This window comes from Roseateles sp. SL47 (genome assembly GCF_026625885.1).
Classification (GTDB): Bacteria; Pseudomonadota; Gammaproteobacteria; order Burkholderiales; family Burkholderiaceae_C; genus Roseateles.
Window position 1 is genome coordinate 400900 of sequence record NZ_CP113068.1, and the last position, 17389, is coordinate 418288.

At 67.3% G+C, this 17389-nt stretch carries 18 protein-coding genes, 1 pseudogene and 1 riboswitch; of the genes and pseudogenes, 18 read left to right on the forward strand and 1 reads right to left on the reverse strand.

Annotated elements, in window-relative coordinates; genetic code table 11:
* Positions 1-576 precede the first annotated feature (576 nt).
* From OU995_RS01615 to OU995_RS27410, 18 genes and pseudogenes are all read left to right on the forward strand, one after another.
* Positions 577-1194, forward strand: a complete 618-nt coding sequence (locus tag OU995_RS01615; protein ID WP_267833601.1) for a PEP-CTERM sorting domain-containing protein — start codon at positions 577-579, stop codon at positions 1192-1194.
* A 17-nt stretch (positions 1195-1211) separates the two neighbouring features.
* Positions 1212-3422, forward strand: coding sequence for a phosphocholine-specific phospholipase C (locus OU995_RS01620; protein ID WP_267833602.1), 2211 nt, complete (start codon positions 1212-1214; stop codon positions 3420-3422).
* A 30-nt stretch (positions 3423-3452) separates the two neighbouring features.
* Positions 3453-3671: riboswitch (cobalamin riboswitch) on the forward strand.
* 129 nt (positions 3672-3800) lie between these two features.
* On the forward strand, positions 3801-4481 hold the full coding sequence (locus OU995_RS01625; protein ID WP_267833603.1) for an energy-coupling factor ABC transporter permease: 681 nt from the start codon (positions 3801-3803) through the stop codon (positions 4479-4481).
* Positions 4478-5026: an energy-coupling factor ABC transporter substrate-binding protein gene (locus OU995_RS01630; protein WP_267833604.1), complete on the forward strand. Its 549-nt coding sequence runs from the start codon at positions 4478-4480 to the stop codon at positions 5024-5026. Before OU995_RS01625 ends, OU995_RS01630 begins: the two co-directional genes overlap by 4 nt.
* Positions 5016-5786, forward strand: coding sequence for a CbiQ family ECF transporter T component (locus OU995_RS01635; protein ID WP_267833605.1), 771 nt, complete (start codon positions 5016-5018; stop codon positions 5784-5786). Before OU995_RS01630 ends, OU995_RS01635 begins: the two co-directional genes overlap by 11 nt.
* Positions 5783-6652: an energy-coupling factor ABC transporter ATP-binding protein gene (locus OU995_RS01640; protein ID WP_267833606.1), complete on the forward strand. Its 870-nt coding sequence runs from the start codon at positions 5783-5785 to the stop codon at positions 6650-6652. The genes OU995_RS01635 and OU995_RS01640 overlap by 4 nt, the downstream gene beginning before the upstream one ends.
* A gap of 1 nt (position 6653) precedes the next feature.
* The gene (gene cobM, locus OU995_RS01645; protein WP_267833607.1) at positions 6654-7433 is read left to right on the forward strand and encodes a precorrin-4 C(11)-methyltransferase; all 780 of its coding nucleotides are present in this window, start codon (positions 6654-6656) and stop codon (positions 7431-7433) included.
* Entirely contained in the window at positions 7430-8485 is a 1056-nt protein-coding gene (locus OU995_RS01650) for a sirohydrochlorin chelatase (protein ID WP_267833608.1), read from the forward strand. Before cobM ends, OU995_RS01650 begins: the two co-directional genes overlap by 4 nt.
* A complete protein-coding gene (locus OU995_RS01655) occupies positions 8482-9204 on the forward strand; it encodes a precorrin-8X methylmutase (protein WP_267833609.1) in 723 nt (240 codons plus the stop codon). Before OU995_RS01650 ends, OU995_RS01655 begins: the two co-directional genes overlap by 4 nt.
* On the forward strand, positions 9201-10412 hold the full coding sequence (locus OU995_RS01660; RefSeq protein ID WP_267833610.1) for a cobalt-precorrin-5B (C(1))-methyltransferase: 1212 nt from the start codon (positions 9201-9203) through the stop codon (positions 10410-10412). The genes OU995_RS01655 and OU995_RS01660 overlap by 4 nt, the downstream gene beginning before the upstream one ends.
* A gap of 12 nt (positions 10413-10424) precedes the next feature.
* Positions 10425-11759 (forward strand): precorrin-6y C5,15-methyltransferase (decarboxylating) subunit CbiE, encoded by a 1335-nt coding sequence (gene cbiE / locus OU995_RS01665; protein WP_267836143.1) that lies wholly within the window; start codon positions 10425-10427, stop codon positions 11757-11759.
* Complete coding sequence (gene cobI / locus OU995_RS01670; protein ID WP_267833611.1) at positions 11752-12606, forward strand: precorrin-2 C(20)-methyltransferase; 855 nt, start codon at positions 11752-11754, stop codon at positions 12604-12606. The genes cbiE and cobI overlap by 8 nt, the downstream gene beginning before the upstream one ends.
* Positions 12603-13469: a cobalamin biosynthesis central domain-containing protein gene (locus tag OU995_RS01675; RefSeq protein WP_267833612.1), complete on the forward strand. Its 867-nt coding sequence runs from the start codon at positions 12603-12605 to the stop codon at positions 13467-13469. The genes cobI and OU995_RS01675 overlap by 4 nt, the downstream gene beginning before the upstream one ends.
* Entirely contained in the window at positions 13466-13876 is a 411-nt protein-coding gene (locus OU995_RS01680; RefSeq protein WP_267833613.1) for a cobalamin biosynthesis protein, read from the forward strand. Before OU995_RS01675 ends, OU995_RS01680 begins: the two co-directional genes overlap by 4 nt.
* On the forward strand, positions 13873-14883 hold the full coding sequence (gene cobJ / locus OU995_RS01685; RefSeq protein WP_267833614.1) for a precorrin-3B C(17)-methyltransferase: 1011 nt from the start codon (positions 13873-13875) through the stop codon (positions 14881-14883). The genes OU995_RS01680 and cobJ overlap by 4 nt, the downstream gene beginning before the upstream one ends.
* Positions 14880-15296: a (2Fe-2S) ferredoxin domain-containing protein gene (locus OU995_RS01690; protein ID WP_267833615.1), complete on the forward strand. Its 417-nt coding sequence runs from the start codon at positions 14880-14882 to the stop codon at positions 15294-15296. Before cobJ ends, OU995_RS01690 begins: the two co-directional genes overlap by 4 nt.
* A gap of 11 nt (positions 15297-15307) precedes the next feature.
* Positions 15308-15532, forward strand: a pseudogene (locus tag OU995_RS27405) (uroporphyrinogen-III C-methyltransferase); the annotation flags it as partial.
* Between the two features lie 80 nt (positions 15533-15612).
* On the forward strand, positions 15613-16059 hold the full coding sequence (locus tag OU995_RS27410) for a uroporphyrinogen-III C-methyltransferase (RefSeq protein WP_324288688.1): 447 nt from the start codon (positions 15613-15615) through the stop codon (positions 16057-16059).
* On the opposite strand, the gene OU995_RS01700 is transcribed toward OU995_RS27410, so the two are convergent.
* Positions 16049-17125: a DUF4886 domain-containing protein gene (locus OU995_RS01700; protein WP_267833616.1), complete on the reverse strand. Its 1077-nt coding sequence runs from the start codon at positions 17123-17125 to the stop codon at positions 16049-16051. The two genes, OU995_RS27410 and OU995_RS01700, sit on opposite strands and share 11 nt — an antisense overlap.
* Between the last annotated feature and the right edge of the window lie 264 nt (positions 17126-17389).

Consider the following 17389-nt stretch of genomic DNA (forward strand, 5'->3'; position numbering starts at 1 on the left):
GGAGCGGGGACCGGCGCGGGAGCGGGCGACGGGCTCGGTGCGGGTGCCGGAGATGGGCTCGGGCTCGGCGATGGCGAGGGTGCCGGAGATGCCGTCGGCGGCGACGCCGGCCCGGCGCTTGCATCCGTCTTGTCAGAACCTCCGCCGCAGGCTGTCATGGAAGCGGCGGCCAGCAAGGCAGCCAGGCTGGAAGTCAGAGGAGGACGGGGGCACTTCATCGCGGCGGTGGAATCCAGGAGAACAGGCCCGCGATGTTCGTTGAAAGCGCTTTACCACTTCGTCACATTGTGTCCCTGCGGCGGACAACTTCGTCTCCATTGGTAAACGTCTCCAGGGGTCAACAACACCCCGGTGCTCCAAGAACGCGCCGCCGAATGACAGCCTCTTGAAGCGCAGGTAACAGCACCGTTTCCGGGGACACGCCGCCGATGCCCTCGCCGCCGCTCCGGCATTGACACAAAGCATTCACCCGACTGTCAAACGCCCTCCTGAAGATGCAGCCGGCTCGCAGCGGCGCGCACAAGGGCCCTGCCCCTGCCGACCGCCCCCAAGGTCCGATCTTCAGGAGCTTTCCTCATGCGTGTTTCCATCCCGCGTCTTTCCATCCCGCGTCTTTCCATTCCCCAACTTTGCCGCCTGGCCCTGCCGCTTGCACTGGCGCTGACCACCTCGCTGCTCCCGTCGCTGGCGTCGGCCACGGTCCTCACCTTCGACGATCTGGGTGACGACGGCGATGTTCCGGTCCATTACGGCGGGCTCGACTGGTCGGGCAGCAGCTGGTTCCAGTACGCCGGTGAACAAGCGCCGTTTGCGGCCCATTCCGGCGACCGCCGCGCCACCCTGGGCTGGGACGGCGGCGCCGACACCAGCGCGGTCCGCTTCCAGACCGCCAGCAGCTTCGCCGGGGCCTGGTTCGCCGGTTATGAGGGCGTGTCCGTCACCATCGACCTCTACAGCGGCGGCACCCTGGTGGCCAGCACGGCCACGCTGGACCTGAGCGCCTCGCCGGTGTTCCTCGCCTCCAGCTACAGCGGCCTGTTGGACCGCCTGGTCTTCCGCAGCAACGACCCGGCCAACTTCGTGATGGACGACCTGACCTTCACCGCCGCCGTGCCGGAACCTTCCACCGCCGTGCTGAGCCTGGCCGGCCTCGGGCTGGTCGGTTTTGTCGCCCGCCGCCGTCGCCACGCCTGAGCCCAAGGAGCCCTGCCATGTCCCATTCCGATTCGCCCTCCCCATCCGCCGCGCGTCGGCAGTTTCTGCGCGCCATGGCCGGCACGGCCGGCGCCACCGCCGCCCTGGCCAGCTTTCCGCCCGCCATTGCACGCGCCCTCTCCATCCCCGCAGCCCGCCGCACCGGCACCATCCGGGATGTGGAGCACATCGTCATCCTGACGCAGGAGAACCGGTCGTTTGACCATTACTTCGGCACGCTCAACGGCGTGCGTGGTTTTGCCGATCCGTTCCCGATCCCGGTCGCGGATCAACCGGCCGCCGGCATCGTCGGCAAGACCGTCTGGACGCAACCCACCGTGGCCGGCACCGCCGTGCCGGCGATTGCGCCCTTCCACCTCAACACCACCCAGAACTTTTCGGTGATGCGGGTGAGCGGCACGCCCCACTCCTGGACCGATGCCCAGGCTGCCTGGGACCAGGGCCGCATGAATGCCTGGCCGCGCGCCAAGCAGAACCATTCGATGGGGCATTACCAGTCGGCCGACCTGCCCTTCCAGTACGCGCTGGCGAATGCCTTCACGCTCTGCGACGCCTACCACTGCGCCACACAGACGGGCACCAACACCAACCGGCTCTTTCTCTGGACCGGCACCAATGACCCGCTGCGCAAAGGCAATGGCCCGTCCACCGACAACAGCCACGATTGGTTCAACGCCAATCCCGCCGATGACTACACCTGGACGACCTATCCCGAGCGTCTGCAGGCCGCCGGCATCAGCTGGCAGGTCTACCAGAACATGGACGACAACTTCACGGACAACTCGCTGGCCGGCTTCAAGGTCTTCCGCGACGGTTGGTATCAGCGCCCGGGATATTCACAGGCCCTGAAAGACCGCGGCATTTCCACGCGCGACCTGGACCTGCTGCGCGAGGACGTGCTGAACAACCGCCTGCCGCAGGTGTCGTGGATCGTGGCCACCGCCGAGGGTTCCGAGCATCCCGGCCCGTCCAGCCCCGCCCAGGGCGCGGACTACACCGCCAAGGTGCTGGATGCGCTGACCGCCAATCCGGAGGTCTGGAGCAAGACCGTGCTGTTCGTCAACTTCGATGAAAACGACGGCTTCTTCGACCATGTGCCGCCCCCGGCCGCACCGTCGTATGTGGCCTGGGATGCGGACCCCGCCAAGGCCCTGCTCGCGGGTGCCTCCACGGTGGACACGACCGGTGAGTACCACGAGATTCTGAATGGCTCCGCACCGCAGACCCTGCACCGCCCCTACGGCATGGGCCCGCGTGTGCCGATGTATGTGATCTCACCCTGGAGCAAGGGTGGCTGGGTGAACTCCCAGGTGGCGGACCACACCTCCTTCCTGCGCTTTGTGGAGGCCCGCTTCGGCGTGATGGAGCCCAACATCAGCGCCTGGCGCCGCGCCGTGGCCGGTGACCTGACCTCCTGCTTCAACTTCGCCGACCCGGAGGACAGCGAATTCTTCTCCAAGCTGCCCACCACCATCGCACTGGCAAACCGGGCCCGCGCGCTGCCCGGCACCACCACCCCGGTCCTTCCCGGCAGCGTGGTTGCACCGAGCCAGGCCACGGGTGTGCGGCCCGCACGGCCACTGCCTTATGACCTGCAGGTCAGCGCCCGGATTGCACCGGCCGCCGCGCTGGGGGCCTCCACCGTCGCTCTGAACTTCGAGAACACCGGCCGCGCCGCTGCGGTGTTCCATGTGTACGACCGCCTGCGTCTCCCGGAGCTGCCACGCCGCTACACGGTGGAACCGGGCAAGCAGCTCACCGGCAGCTTCACGCCGGCCAGCAGTGGTGCCTACGACCTGTGGGTGATGGGCCCCAACGGCTTCCATCGCCACCTGGCAGGCAATGCCCGACGCGCGGCCGCCGCCGGCCAGCCCAACCCGGATGTGGGAGCCCGCGCCGAGCCGGCCAGCGGTGAACTGGTGCTCACGCTCACCAACACCGGCCCGGTGGCTGCCAGCTTCACCCTGGTACACAACAAGTACCGGCAAGTCCCGGCGCAGACGGTGAATGTGCCGTCACGCAGCAGCAGCGTACTGCGGATTCCGGTGTCCACCAGCGCCCACTGGTATGACGTCTCGGTGCGTGTGGGCGGCCAGGCGGACTTCCTGCGCCGCTTTGCGGGCCACATCGAGACCGGCCAGCCGTCAGTGTCGGACCCGGCCATGGAAGGTGCGGCGGTGACCGAGCAATTCCGCGTCGCGGGTTGATCGAGATGCCCGCCACCGCCCGAAGCGGTTAACATCCGCCTCGCCTTGGGTGCGTTCTTTCCGATGGGGAAGAGCGTTAAACGGGAAACCGGTGACGTGGTGGGATCGCAAGGCCCCACCACCAGTCCGGTGCAGCCCCCGCTGCTGTAAGCCAGACGAACCTGCATACCAGCCACTGTGAATGTCACGGGAAGGCGCAGGCAAGGATGACGGCGAGCCAGAATACCGGCCCGATGGCGAGATGTCAGCACCATTCCCCGGGGCGAGGGAAGCCGCTGTCGGTACCGCACCGCCCTTGATGGCCTTGTGGTTGCTGATGTTGCCGCCGTAGCTCCCGTGATTGGTGTCGAGTTTGAACCATTCGACGGGAGGTATCGAATGCACATCATGGAGGGCTTCCTGCCTTTCAAGCATGCGCTTGCGTGGACGGTGGCGTCCGCACCCTTTCTGGCCTGGGGCCTGGCCTCCATGGGCCGCCGCCTGCGCGCCCATCCCGAGCACCGCATGCTGCTCGGCGTCAGTGCCGCGTTTGCCTTCCTGCTGTCGGCGCTGAAGCTGCCTTCGGTCACCGGCAGTTGTTCGCATCCCACCGGCGTGGGGTTGGGGGCCCTGCTGTTCGGGCCTGCGGCCATGGTGCCGGTGGGGTTTGTGGTGCTGCTGTTCCAGGCCCTGCTGCTGGCGCATGGCGGCTTGACCACGCTCGGGGCGAATGTTTTTTCGATGGCCATCGTGGGGCCCTTTGTGGCGTACGGTGTGTTCCGCCTGGGCTGTGCGCTGGGGATGGGGCGCAGCCTGTGCGTCTTCCTGGCGGCCTGCCTGGGGGACCTCGCCACCTATGTCACCACGTCGCTGCAACTGGCGCTGGCATTTCCGGACCCGGTGGGCGGTGTGCTGCTGTCCTTCGAAAAATTCGCCGGCATCTTTGCGCTGACCCAGCTGCCGCTGGCCATCACCGAAGGGCTGTTGACGGTGTTGGTCGTGAATGCCATGGCGCAATTCAATGCGCGTGAGCTGCGGCTCATGCCGGTGCTGGCCCATGCGCGGAGGGCGGCACCATGAGCCAGCGCATCCGCCCACCGATATCGGATGGCGTGAGTGAGACGATGAGCGAGGCGCCGGCCACCCCAATGAGCCGGGTCGCGACCTGGACGATGTGGGCAGCGGTGCTTGCACTGACGGCGCTCCCACTGATGTGGGTGAGCAAGGCTCCGGCGAATGCCAGCGGCGCGGAAGGGGAGCTGTTTGAAGGGGCGGACAGCCGTGCCCAGCAAGCCATCACGCAGATCGCACCGGATTACAAACCCTGGTTCAGCCCGGTGCTGGAACCGTCCAGCAATGAAATCGCGTCCTTGCTGTTTGCGTTGCAGGCGGCAGCGGGCGCCGGGGTGATCGGTTATTGGTTGGGTCTGTCGCGGGCACGTGCGGCGGCGGCAAAGGCTGCCACTGCTGGCCATGTGGTGGGTACGGCCACCGCTACGGACAATACGGCAGATGCGGTCGATGCCGCAGCGGAGCTGCGCATCTCCGTGGCCCATGACCGGCGGCCCGATGTCGACGCTGAAGGAATGCCCTCGCCCACTCAGAACGGTCGCCGTGAGCATTGAGCGTCTGGCCTATGCCAGCCGGTGGCGCCCCCTGGCGCCGTCGGCCAAGGCCCTGTTCTGTGGCGGCGCCATGGCGGCGGCCTGGCTGGCTGCGTCCCCTTGGACCACCCTCGCGCTCGCGGGTCTGATGGCCACACTCACTGTGGTGGCGGCGGGCGTTCCGATGCAGGCCTATCTGAAAGTGGCGCTGGCGCCGCTGGGCTTTCTGTGCATCTCCTGCCTGACGATGCTGGTGACGCTGGCTCCTGGGAACAGCGGTCTGCATTGGCGGCTCGCGCCCGAGTTGCTGCCTCAGGTGGCCATGATTGTCAGCCGTGCCGCAGCCTTGTGCACCACCCTGCTGCTGCTGGTCCTCACCACGCCGCTGGGCGATCTGCTGGGGCTGCTGCGCCGGCTGCATGTGCCGGCCCTGCTGCTGGATCTGATGGCCCTGGCCTACCGCATGCAGGCGGTGCTGGCCGAAGCGATGCAGGACGGCCTGACCGCGCAGCGTGCGCGGCTCGGTTATGGCGGACGCCGTCAGGCCTTGCGATCCAGCGCACTGCTGATCAGCCGGATGGCGGTGCAGATCTGGGCCCGCGCCAGTGCGCTGCAGGCGGCTGCGGATGCCCGCAACTTCAATGGCGAACTCCGTGTGCTGCCCGCCAGCTATCCGCGCTGGCGGCTGCAATGCGCCGTCGCCGTGCTGGGTGGATTGGTGTTGATCGCGGGCGCGGCGTGGGTCGGTGCCGCAGGCGCCGGCAGCGGGAGCGCCGCATGAATCCGCTGATCGAGCTGGTGTCCGCCACCTATCTGTATCCCGACGGCACGGCCGGGCTGCGTGACTGCAGCCTCGCCTTGCGTGCGGGTAGCCGCAACGCGTTGCTGGGCCCCAATGGCGCGGGCAAGACCACCCTGATGCAGCACCTCAACGGTCTGCTGAAACCCGATGCTGGCCGCTTGTGCTGGCAAGGCCGGGGCGTCGACCATGGCCGTGAAGGGCTGCGCGCGCTGCGCCAGCAGGTCGGTCTGGTCTTCCAGAATCCGGACCGCCAGTTGTTCGCGGCGCATGTGGAAGAGGACGTGTCCTTCGGCCCGCTCAACCTCGGATTGAAGGAGCGGGAGGTCCGCGAGCGCGTCTCCGAGGCCTTGCACGCCGTCGGCATGCAGGCCCACGCGCGCACCCCCGTGCATCACCTCAGCTTCGGCCAGAAAAAGCGGGTGTGCCTGGCCGGGGTACTGGCCATGCGGCCCCAACTGCTGGTGCTGGACGAGCCGATGGCCGGCCTGGACCTGCCCATGCAGCAAGACCTCCAGCGCCTGCTGGACAGGCTGGTGTCGCAAGGCGTCACGGTGTTGCTCTCCACCCATGACGCCAGCTTCGCCGCTGACTGGGCCGACGAGATCCACGTCATGACGGCCGGCCAGTGCCGACTGTCGGCCCCGGTGGAAACGCTGCTGGCACAGCCGCAAGCCTGGCGGGACGTCGGCCAGTCCCCCCCGCCGGTGATGGCCTTGCATGCGGAGCTGGTCCGCCAGGGCCTGCTGCCGGCGCAACCCGTGCCCCGCTCCATCGACCGACTGCTGCACACCCTGCGTGCGCAGCCGCTCTCCCATTCTCAAGAAAGCGCACTCCATGAAGGCTGACATGCCAGGCACCGTCTGGTTCGTCGGGGCCGGCCCGGGCGATCCCGAACTCATCACCGTCAAGGGCCAGAAGCTGCTCGCCCAGGCGGGCGCCGTGCTGTTTGCCGGCTCGCTCGTCGACCGTGCGGCCACCACCTATGCACCGCCCGGCTGCGACATCCGCGACTCCAAGGACATGACGCTGGAGGAGATGACCGACTGGCTGGTGACCCGCACCCGCACCCACGGCACGGTGGTGAGGCTGCAGACCGGCGATCCGGCGTTATATGGCGCACTCATCGAAATGGCCCGGCCACTGGATGCGGCCGGCGTGCCCTGGCGCGTGGTGCCCGGTGTGTCGTCGGCCATGGCGTCGATGGCGGCGGCCGGTGAATCCATGACCCTGCCCGAGGTCACCCAGAGCGTGATCCTCACCCGCGTCGCCGGCCGCACGCCGATGCCGGAAGGTGAAGACCTGGCCGCACTCGCCGCGCACCACACCACGCTGTGCATCTTCCTGTCCATCACCTTGCTGCACAAGGTGGAGGCGGCCCTCCGGCAGGCCGGCTGGGCCGAGGACGCCCCGATGCTGGTGGTGCACAAGGCCAGTTGGCCGGGCGAGGAAATCGTCATCCGCGGCACGCTGGCCGACATCAAGCAGCGCTGCCGTGAGGCCGGTGTGGTCAGCCAGGCCATGATCGTGGCCAGCCCCACGCTGGGCTCGCGCCATTGGGAGACGCTGGCCCGCTCCAAGCTCTACGACCCCACTTTCACCCATCGATTCCGAAAGGCCACCGCATGATCAGCGCCACCGACACCATCCTGATTGTGGGCCACGGCTCGCGCGAGGACTCCGGCAACCAGGAGATCCTGGCGTTTGCTGCGCAATGGCAGACGCGCCAGCCGGACTGGCGAATCCAGGTCTGCTTCATTGAATTCGCACCGCCTTCGCTGCAGCAGGGGCTGCTGGAGGCCGCGCGCCAGTCCAGCCGCGTGCTGGTGGTGCCGCTGATCCTGAACGCTGCGGGCCACGTGAAGATGGAAGTGCCCGAAGCAATCGAGCAGGCCCGGGCGGCCTGCCCCGGCACCGAAATCCTGCTGGCACCCCATCTCACCGCCTGCGACCCGGTACTGACCGTGCTGCGACGCCGCCTGCGCCATGCCATGCAGGCGCTGGACATGCCGGACCCCACCACCACGGGCGTGGTGCTGCTGGGCCGCGGCTCGTCGGACCGGGGTGCCAACGGCGACATGGCGAAGATGGCCCGCTGGCTGCTGGAAGTGGGCGACCATGAACTGGTGGACCTGGCTTTCACCGGCATCACCTGGCCGCGGCTGGAGCGGGTGGTGCAGCGGCAGGTGCTGCTGGGCATGAAGCAGATCGTGGTGCTGCCCTACTACCTCTACACCGGCACGCTGATGCAGCGCATTCACCGGCAGGTGGACCATCTGCGGACGCAGTACCCGCAGGTGCGCTTCAAGAGCACCGAGCATTTCGGGTTTGAGCCGGAGATCTTTGACCTGATGAGCCAGCGCGTGCTGGACCTGGACGCCCAGGTGCCGGACAGCCGCCTGCCCTGTGACGGTTGCAGCTACCGGGAGCTGGCCCATGAAGCCGGCCACGGCCATTCGCATGAGCATACGCACGCTGCGCCAGCAGGCACTGCAGCCAAAGAGCAGCCGATTCATCTGCATGGGCATCAGCACCATGAGCATGAGCATGCACATGGGCACGAGCACCATGAGCATGAGCATGCACATGGGCACGAGCACGAGCACGATCACGGGCATGCGCACCACGATCATGGTCAGCATCCCGCCGCATCCTTGAGCCGCGAGGGCCAGACGGCATGAGCACCGTCAACGTCATCACCGAGCAGCTCACCCGGGCCGGTCAGGCCATCGAGCACGACAGCTTTTCCATCATCGATGCAGAAGCCGGCCCGCATGCTTACACCTCGCAGCAATGGGCCATCGTGCGGCGGATGATCCATGCCAATGCCGACTTCGACTTCAATGGCCTGACCGATTTCCATCCGGAGGCCGTGCATGCCGGCGTGGGCGCCATGCTGCGTGGCGGCACGCCGGTGGTGGCCGATGTGGAGATGATCTGCTCCGGCCTGTCCCGTCCGCGCCTGAACCACTTCGGCATGAAGACCTGGCAGTTCATCAGCGACGAGGATGTGATCGCCGCCGCTCAGGCGCAAGACACCACCCGCGCGGTGCAGGCCATGCGAAAGGCCCATCGGCAGGGCTTGCTGGATGGCGCCATCGTCGGCATCGGGAATGCGCCCACCGCGCTGATCGAGCTGGTGCGCTTGATCCGTGAAGAGGGGGTGCGCCCTGCGCTGGTGGTGGGCATGCCGGTGGGTTTTGTGTCCGCCGCAGAGTCCAAGGATCTGATGGCCGAGCTGCAGCAAGTGCCCTGGATCGTCATCCGTGGCCGCAAGGGCGGCTCCACCTTGGTGGTGGCGGCGCTGCACGCCCTGCTTGCACTGGCGGAAGCGCATCAGCGCAGCGCAGACGCGGCGCCCCAGGGGACTGCGGCAAGGCCCCAAGGGGCCGGTGCATGAAGGACAACAGCCAGGCAGCGCCACGCGGCACCCGCACCGGTTTCACCACGGGCGCCTGTGCGGCCGCGGCAGCCCGTGCCGCCGTACTGGGGCTAGCTGGCGGCGAGATCCCTGCCCGCATCGAGAGCCTGCTGCCCAACGGGCAACGCGTCTGGTTCGACGTTCACAACGGGCGCAGCGACGAGACCACGGCCCATGCCATGGTCATCAAGTTCGCGGGGGATGACCCCGACTGCACCGACGGGGCCCACCTCACCGTTGATCTGACGCTGCTGCCGGGCCAGGCCCAGGAGGTGACTTTCCACGCAGGGGACGGCGTCGGCATGGTCACCATGCCGGGCCTCGGCCTGGAAGTGGGAGGCCCCGCGATCAACCCGGTGCCGCGTCGCAACATTGCGGACAACCTCCGCGAGGCGGCCCCGCAGTTGCTGGCGCAACATGGCATTGCCGTCACCATCAGCGTGCCGGGCGGCCAGGAGATGGCCCGCAAGACCACCAATGCCCGCCTGGGCATCCTCGGCGGCATCAGCATCCTGGGCACCACCGGCATCGTGCGGCCCTACTCCACCGCCGCCTGGCGCGCCAGTGTGGTGCAGGGCGTGCAGGTGGCCGCCACCGTGGGCCATGGCCTGGTGGCGTTGACCACCGGCGGGCGCACCGAAAGCTTCGCCATTGCCGCGCTGCGCAGCGAACGTCCGGAATTGCCACAAGCCTGCTTTGTGCAGATGGGCGACTTCCTGCGTTACGCACTGGATGAAGCCGTGGCCCAGGCCATCCCGCTGGTGGTGCTGGCGGTGATGGTGGGCAAGCTCACCAAGATCGCCCAGGGCGAGACCATCACCCATGCCAATCGCAATGTGGTGGATACCGATCTGGTGGCCGAGATCGCGCGCCGCATCGGTGCCAGCGATGACGACTGCCAGGCCATTGCCGCCGCAGAGACCGCGCGCTTTGGTGCCGAGCTGATGGTGGAACGGGGCCTGGGCGATGCCTTCCACCACGCGCTGGCGCAGGCCGCCATCGACACCCTGCTGGCGCCGGATCGTTACGACCATGCCTTTGCCCTGCGGGTCATGGTGTGCGACTTCAACGGCCAGTGCGTGGCCGATGTTCGCTCCGCCCCGGCTCGCCCACGCGAGCGCCCGGCCACCGCTGGACGCACCGGCATCGACCATCTGCTGGACACGGACACCGCCTCGGACCTCTGAGGCCATCAAGGAATTCGAGTGAAAGATCCCAACCCTTGTCACATCGTCGGCGTGCTGGATGACGGCATGGCCAGCCTGAGTGCCACGGCCGGCGCACTGATCCGGTCGGCGGATGTGGTCATTGGCGGCAGCCGCACGCTGGAGCTGTTTGGCACCTGGTTCAAGCCGGGCGCCGTGCGGCACGACCTGACCGGCGCCTTGAGCCACGTACCGGAGTGGGTGCGCAGCGCGCGTGAACAGTTGCTGCGCTGCGTGGTGCTGGCCACGGGCGACCCCTTGTGCCATGGCATTGCGCCCTACCTCGCGCAGCATCTGTGCATCGATGCGCTGGAGATCCATCCCAACCTCTCTACGCTGCAACTGGCGTGTGCACGCATCGGCCTGGCCTGGCAGGACGCCCGCATTGTGTCGGCCCATGGCAAGGATGCCGGCGAATGGCACCGGGGCAACGGGCCCAGCCATGGCCTGTATCCGCTGGCGCAGGCGCTGCGCCAGCACGACCGGCTGCTGGTGCTCACCAGCCCCTGCAACAGCCCGGACCGCATTGCCCGTCTATTGAAGGCGGAAGGTCTGGCGGATGACTTCCATATGGCCGTGGCCGAACGGCTGCTGCAAGCGGAAGAGCGGGTGTTGCCGCAGCTGTCGCCAGCGGAGGCGGCGGAGATGACGTTTGCCGAGCTGAATGTGGTGCTGCTGTGGCGCCACGTGCCGGCCCCCCGGCCGGTGCGTTTCGGCCTGCCGGATGCGGCCTATCACCAGCGACAGCCGGAGAAGGGCCTGATCACCAAACAGGAAGTGCGGGCGGTCAGTCTGGCCCGCATGCAGTTGCGTGCGGACAGCGTGGTGTGGGATATCGGGGCCGGCTCCGGTTCGGTAGGCCTGGAAGCCGCCCGCCTGTGCCCGCAGGGGCATGTGCATGCCATCGAGAAAAATGAGGCGGATGTGGCCATTGCCCGCCGCAACCATGAAGCCTTTGGCGTGAGCAACTACAGCCTTCACTGGGGCAAGGCCCCGGAAGGGCTGGACACGTGGCCAGCCCCGGACGCCGTGTTCATCGGCGGCTCCGGCGGTGAACTGGCCACGCTGATCGGCGGCATTCTGGAACGGCTGCGTCCGCAGGGCCGGCTGGTGATGAACTTCGTCACGCTGGAAAACCTGGCCACCGCTACCGCCGCGCTGCAATCGCTGGTCGACCAGGGGGTGATGTGGGACGTGCTGCAGATCCAGGCGTCCCGCAGCAAGCCGATCCTGCACATGCATCGCATGGTGGCGGAGAACCCGGTGTGGATCGTCTGCGCCTGGCGCGGGCAGGCCACTGAAGGCGTCCAGGGAGGCCAGGATGAGTGACACGATCGGCGCGCCCGCATCCGCGCCCGTTAGCGCGCCCGTGACCGCCGCCACGCGTCCAGGCACCTTGTGGGGGGTGTCGCTGGGGCCGGGCGACCCCGGCCTGATCACACGCGCGGCCTGGCAGGCGCTGCAGCGAACCGATGCCGTCTGGGTCTATCCCGCCCGCAGCGGCAAGACGCCCAGTTATGCCTTTGACATCGTTCAGCGTGCCGGGCTGACACCGCCGGCCCAGCACACGCAACTGCTGTTCCCGATGACCCACGACGGCGAGAAACTCGCCCGCGCCTGGTTGAAGGCGGCCGACACGGTGCTGCCGTGGTTGCAATCCGGCCTGGATGTGTTGTTCCTGGTGGAAGGTGATGCCAGCACTTATGCCACCTTTGGGCATCTGGCACGCACCGTGCGCCATCTGAATGCCGACATTCCGGTGCAGACCATCGCCGGCGTGAATGCCTTCACCGCCGCGTGTGCCAGCGTGGACACGCCCTTCGCCGAGCAGGACGACACCGTGGCCATCGTGCCGGCGGCTTATGGCGTGAGTGCAGTGGAGCGCCTGCTGCCGGACTTCGACACGCTGGTGCTGATGAAGATCAAACCGCTGATCGGCGACCTGCTGGATTGGCTGGAGCAGCGTCGACTGCTGGACGGCGCGCATTTCATTGAACGGGTGGGGGCACCGGACGAGCGGCGCCTCTCCGGGCCCGCCCTGTTGTCGCTGCGCGGAGAGAAGGTCAGTTATCTCTCGCTGCTCATCGTCAAGAACCCGCATCGCATTCGCGGTGAACGCATCAAGGGCTGCCTCAAGAAGAGCAGCCCGATTCCGGACGTATTGGAAACGCCATGACCGCCTCCCAGCCCTCCTCCCCCGCGAACCTCCCCACAGCGACTGCAGGCGCGACCACCGTCGTCACCACCGCCACCTCCACCACGAGTGCCAGCACTAGCGCCACGGACCCGCGTGTGTGCATCGTTGCCATCACCAAGCATGGCGCCGCCCAGGCGGCCAAGCTGGCAGCCGCCCTGCCTCAGGCGCAGGTCTGCACTTCCGCCAAATTCGCCGAGGCCTTTGCCGGCCTGCCCAACACGGTGAAGGCCTATGACGGCGCGCTGCGGGACCAGATCGGCCCGCTGTTTGCCGAGCAGGACCAGTTGGTGTTCTTTGTGTCGCTCGGCGCCGTCGTGCGGCTGATTGCGCCGCACCTGCGGGACAAGGATGTGGACCCCGGCGTGATCGTGGTCGATGACGCCGGGCAATACGTCATTCCGGTGCTGTCCGGCCATGTGGGCGGGGCCAACGAATGGAGCGAGCGGGTGGCTGACCTGATCGGCGCCACACCGGTGCTCACCACCGCGTCCGATGTGGGCAAGACCATTCCGGTGGACATTCTGGGCCGCCATCTCGGCTGGCGGGTGGAAGCGCCGAAGATCAACATCACCCGGGTCTCCGCCCATGTGGTGAATGGTGAGCCCATCGCATTTGTGCAGGAGGCCGGCAGCCGCCACTGGTGGACACGGCCAACGCCCTTGCCGGGCAACGTGCATCTGTTTGACCACTTCAAGGACGTCGATCTCTCCCGCTTTGCCGCCGTGCTGTGGGTGACCCATGCGCCGGTGGCGCCCACTCTGTGGGAGCAGTTGCAGGAGCGGCTGGTGGTCTACCGTCCGCCCGAAGCCAACCAACCGGGCACCCCCGGGGCGGCTGCATGACGCCCTTCCTGGTCACCCTGGGCATCGGCTGCGACCGGGGGACGGCGCAGGCCACGATCCAGGAAGCGGTGGACCTGGCCCTGGCGCAGGCCGGGGTGTTGGCCGGCCAGGTCAAGGCGGTGGCCAGCATCACGCTCAAGGCCGATGAACAGGGCCTGCTGGACCTCGCCGCCGCACACGGCTGGCCGCTGCAGTTCTTCCCGCCGGAGGCTCTGGCCGCTGTACCGGTGCCCAACCCGTCGGAGACCGTTCGCCGCCACACCGGCACGCCCTCTGTCAGCGAGGCGGCCGCCCTGCTGGCCGCCGGCCCCCACACCCCCATGACCGCACTGGTGCTGGAGAAACTGCGCCACCGCGGCAACGATGGCCGCCACGCCACCGTATCGATTGCAAGGAAAACGCCATGACACAGGACACCCCCGCAGCCGCAGCCCCCAGCGCCGGAAAGATCATGCTGGTGGGCATCGGCCCCGGCAGCGTGGAGCACATGACCCAACGCGCGCGTGATGCCATTGCCGAGGCCGATGTGGTCATCGGCTATGTCACCTACATCAAGCTGGTGGCCGATCTCATCGAGGGCAAGGAGATCATCCGCAAATCCATGACGGAAGAGCTGGACCGGGCAGTGAGCGCTCTGGAAGCCGCCCGGCAGGGCAAGAAGGTGGCCCTCATCTCATCGGGTGATGCCGGGGTGTACGGCATGGCCGGCCCGACCTATGAAGTGCTGTTCCAGGCCGGATGGACGCCCGAAGACACGGTGCAGGTGGAGATCATCCCCGGCGCGTCGGCACTGAACAGCTGCGCGGCCCTGGTCGGTGCACCGCTGACGCATGACTTCTGCGCCATCTCGTTGTCCGACCTGCTCACCCCCTGGCCCACCATTGCCCGCCGGCTCGATGCCGTGGCCATGGCCGACTTTGTGGTGGCGCTCTACAACCCGAAGAGCGGCCGCCGCACCCGGCAGATCGTGGAAGCGCAGCGGCTGTTCCTGCGGCACCGTCGGGCGGACACGCCAGTGGCCATCGTCAAGAGTGGCTATCGGCGCCGACAGAACATCGTCTTCACCACGCTGGACCAGATGGCGGAGGCGGACATTGGCATGCTCAGCACCGTGCTCATCGGCAACAGCAACACCTTCATCCGCCACGGGCTGATGGTGACACCACGGGGTTATGCCAACAAATACGACATGGCCGATGGCGGCAGCACGCGTGAAGGTGAGAAGGCGGGACGTTCCTTGTCCACCGGGCTGCTGGGCTGGCTGCAGCAGGTGAAGCTGGAGCATGCAGAAGGGGCGGACGTCGCCGCGCTGGCCCGGCGCCATCGCCTGCCGGAAGACTACATTGCCGAGGTGCTGGCCGAGCCGGAAGAGGCCCTGGAAGAACCCGCGCAGGCCGAGGAGGATGTGGCATGAGCCAGCCGGAGATCATCAAGCCCAAGATCGGCGACTACCGGCGTCACATCCTCGTGTGTACCGGAGAGCGATGCACCAGTGACGGCGCGTCTCAAGCCCTGTTTGACAGCCTGGGGGACAAGTTCAAAGCGGCCGGACTCAACGCCGGCCCACTGCGGGTCAAACGGACCCGGGCCAGTTGTTTTGCGGCCTGCAAGGGCGGGCCGATTGTGTGTGTGCAGCCTGACGGCACCTGGTACTACAACGTGACGCCGGAGAATATGGACCGCATCATCGAGCAGCACCTCTGCGGGGGGCAGCCGGTGGAGGACCTGGTGTTCCATCAGGCCCAGTCACCGGAAGAAGAAGCGGCGGATGCGGCCGTGGGTGCGTCCGTGGATGCGGCCGTGGATGCGGCGGGAGCCACACGGTGAAGTCGGAGGTGATGCTCAGCCCGGGCAGCGTTGCCCTGGTGGGCGCCGGACCCGGCGCGGCCGATCTGCTGACCATCCGCGCCTGGCATTGCCTGCAACAGGCGGATGTGGTGCTTCATGACCAGTTGGTGAGCCCGGACGTGCTGGCCCTGCTGCCGGATCGTGCCGAGTGCATCAGCGTCGGCAAGGCCGGTGGTCGGCACAGCTGGGCTCAGCGCGACATCTGCAGCCTGATGGTGGAGAAAGCCCGCGCCGGCCACCGCGTGGTGCGGCTCAAGGGCGGCGACCCGTTCATCTTTGGCCGGGGGGCGAAGAGATGGAGGCGCTGCTGGCGGCCGGCATCGCGGTGCAGGTGGTGCCCGGCATCACCGCCGCCGTGGGTGCGGCGGCGTGGCTGGGGGTGCCGCTCACGCATCGGGATCATGCCCACAGCTGCATCTTTGTGACGGGCCATCTGCAGCACGACACCCTGGCGCTGAACTGGGCCGCACTGGCCCAACCCCGGCAGACGGTGGTCATCTACATGGGCATGACCGGTGTGGAGACCATCTGCAGGGAGTTGCAGGCGGCAGGGATGCCCGCCAGCACGCCGGTGGCGGTGGTCCGGTATGCCACTCGGCCAGAGCAGGAAGTGTGGACGGCCACCGTCGCCACGCTGCCGGACCTGATCCAGCAGCGGGGGCTGCAGCCCCCGGCGCTGCTGGTGATCGGCACCGTGGTGCGTCTGCTGGACGGTGCCCTTGGCGCGGACGTCAGGTCTTGAGGCTCCCGTGGGGGCTCGCAGTGGTGCTCGCTGTGGTGCTCCCCTTGGCGCTCCCCTGGGTGCCTGCATTGAGGCTGCGATGGGCGCCGCCCTCCCGAGAGCGATCGACGCCACGCCTGCGCCACATCACCAGCAGCCCCACGCCGGTCAGCAGCATGGCGTAGGTGGCCGGCTCCGGCACCGGTGCCGCCAACTGTTCAAACGCCAATTGCTGAAGCGCGCTGGCCTGCGCGGTCGTGATGCCCAGCTGGGCGGCCGACGTCTCATTGGCGCCCAGGCTGCGAGGGTCCAGGCCGGTGATGTGACCGAAGATGGTCAGCGCCTCCAAATAGCTGCCGTAGACGCTGGCGTGGTAGTTGTCGTTGGCCCAGAGCTTCACCTTGCCAGGGTCAATGCCGTCATACGGATTGATGTCGGCAAAGCCCTGCGACATGGCCCGATTCCAGGCCAGCCCCACCGGAATCACGCCCTGGATGTTGTCCGAAGCCGCATCGGCCAATTGATAACCGGCATTCACATCCAGCGCCATCTGGTAGATGGATTGCCCGTACCAGGCTCCCGTGGTGGGATAGGTCTGGTCTGCGCGTGACCAGGTGGCCAGCAGTTGCACATCCACCTGGCTGTTCCTGGCCTTGAAGGTGTTGGCCAGCAGGCCGGCATATTGAATCAGCTTGGCCGGATTGCCGGGGTGGTTGGCATCCAGCGTGCTGTAGCTCTGCAGCACCACCTTGTCCCAGGGCTTGTCCAGCACCGCCAACTTGTTGTTGTAGTGATAGTCCAGCCCCTGGCCGCCGGCAGTCTCCAGGCTCACGTCATAACTCAGGCCCGCCTGCACGGTAAAAGCCTTGAAGAGCGCGGGAATGCCACCGATGCCCTGCTGGTTCAGGTCGGTGACGGTGTTGGCATGCCAGTACTTGACGGCGGAGCCTTCCGCGTAAGTGAAGCTGTTGCCCACAAACAGGATGGTCTCGGCCTGTGCAGCGCCAAGGCCCCAGGTGAGCGAAACGCCCACCAGCAGGCCTCCCAGGGGTCTGCGCCATGCAGTGCGGGTGGCAAGTCGCTTCATCACGTGCTGTCTCCTTGGGACCTGAACTTCGGTCTGTGGTGGGAGCAACTGATCGTGCCGATGTGCCGGGCTTTGACCAGACAATGGCGTCACCACTGGGAGCGACAGGTCTGTCCCTTGCGTGGAGCGCTCCGTGGCCCATCGCTTGCCGTGGGGTCTTTGCCGTACGGTGCACTCAAGCTGTTTCCGTGCGCCGGGCCGGGCGACCCGCACATGCGTTGCGACACAATGGCCACCGCCATCACCGCCATCACCGCCATCACC

What these genes read in the sequence shown, in the direction of transcription:
- OU995_RS01615 (WP_267833601.1), top strand. Translation starts at nt 577, where the DNA reads ATGCGTGTTTCCATCCCGCGTCTTTCCATCCCGCGTCTTTCCATTCCC.
- OU995_RS01620 (WP_267833602.1), top strand. Translation starts at nt 1,212, where the DNA reads ATGTCCCATTCCGATTCGCCCTCCCCATCCGCCGCGCGTCGGCAGTTT.
- OU995_RS01625 (WP_267833603.1), top strand. Translation starts at nt 3,801, where the DNA reads ATGCACATCATGGAGGGCTTCCTGCCTTTCAAGCATGCGCTTGCGTGG.
- OU995_RS01630 (WP_267833604.1), top strand. Translation starts at nt 4,478, where the DNA reads ATGAGCCAGCGCATCCGCCCACCGATATCGGATGGCGTGAGTGAGACG.
- OU995_RS01640 (WP_267833606.1), top strand. Translation starts at nt 5,783, where the DNA reads ATGAATCCGCTGATCGAGCTGGTGTCCGCCACCTATCTGTATCCCGAC.
- cobM (WP_267833607.1), top strand. Translation starts at nt 6,654, where the DNA reads ATGCCAGGCACCGTCTGGTTCGTCGGGGCCGGCCCGGGCGATCCCGAA.
- OU995_RS01650 (WP_267833608.1), top strand. Translation starts at nt 7,430, where the DNA reads ATGATCAGCGCCACCGACACCATCCTGATTGTGGGCCACGGCTCGCGC.
- OU995_RS01655 (WP_267833609.1), top strand. Translation starts at nt 8,482, where the DNA reads ATGAGCACCGTCAACGTCATCACCGAGCAGCTCACCCGGGCCGGTCAG.
- OU995_RS01660 (WP_267833610.1), top strand. Translation starts at nt 9,201, where the DNA reads ATGAAGGACAACAGCCAGGCAGCGCCACGCGGCACCCGCACCGGTTTC.
- cobI (WP_267833611.1), top strand. Translation starts at nt 11,752, where the DNA reads ATGAGTGACACGATCGGCGCGCCCGCATCCGCGCCCGTTAGCGCGCCC.
- OU995_RS01675 (WP_267833612.1), top strand. Translation starts at nt 12,603, where the DNA reads ATGACCGCCTCCCAGCCCTCCTCCCCCGCGAACCTCCCCACAGCGACT.
- OU995_RS01680 (WP_267833613.1), top strand. Translation starts at nt 13,466, where the DNA reads ATGACGCCCTTCCTGGTCACCCTGGGCATCGGCTGCGACCGGGGGACG.
- cobJ (WP_267833614.1), top strand. Translation starts at nt 13,873, where the DNA reads ATGACACAGGACACCCCCGCAGCCGCAGCCCCCAGCGCCGGAAAGATC.
- OU995_RS01690 (WP_267833615.1), top strand. Translation starts at nt 14,880, where the DNA reads ATGAGCCAGCCGGAGATCATCAAGCCCAAGATCGGCGACTACCGGCGT.
- OU995_RS27410 (WP_324288688.1), top strand. Translation starts at nt 15,613, where the DNA reads ATGGAGGCGCTGCTGGCGGCCGGCATCGCGGTGCAGGTGGTGCCCGGC.
- OU995_RS01700 (WP_267833616.1), bottom strand. Translation starts at nt 17,125, where the DNA reads ATGAAGCGACTTGCCACCCGCACTGCATGGCGCAGACCCCTGGGAGGC.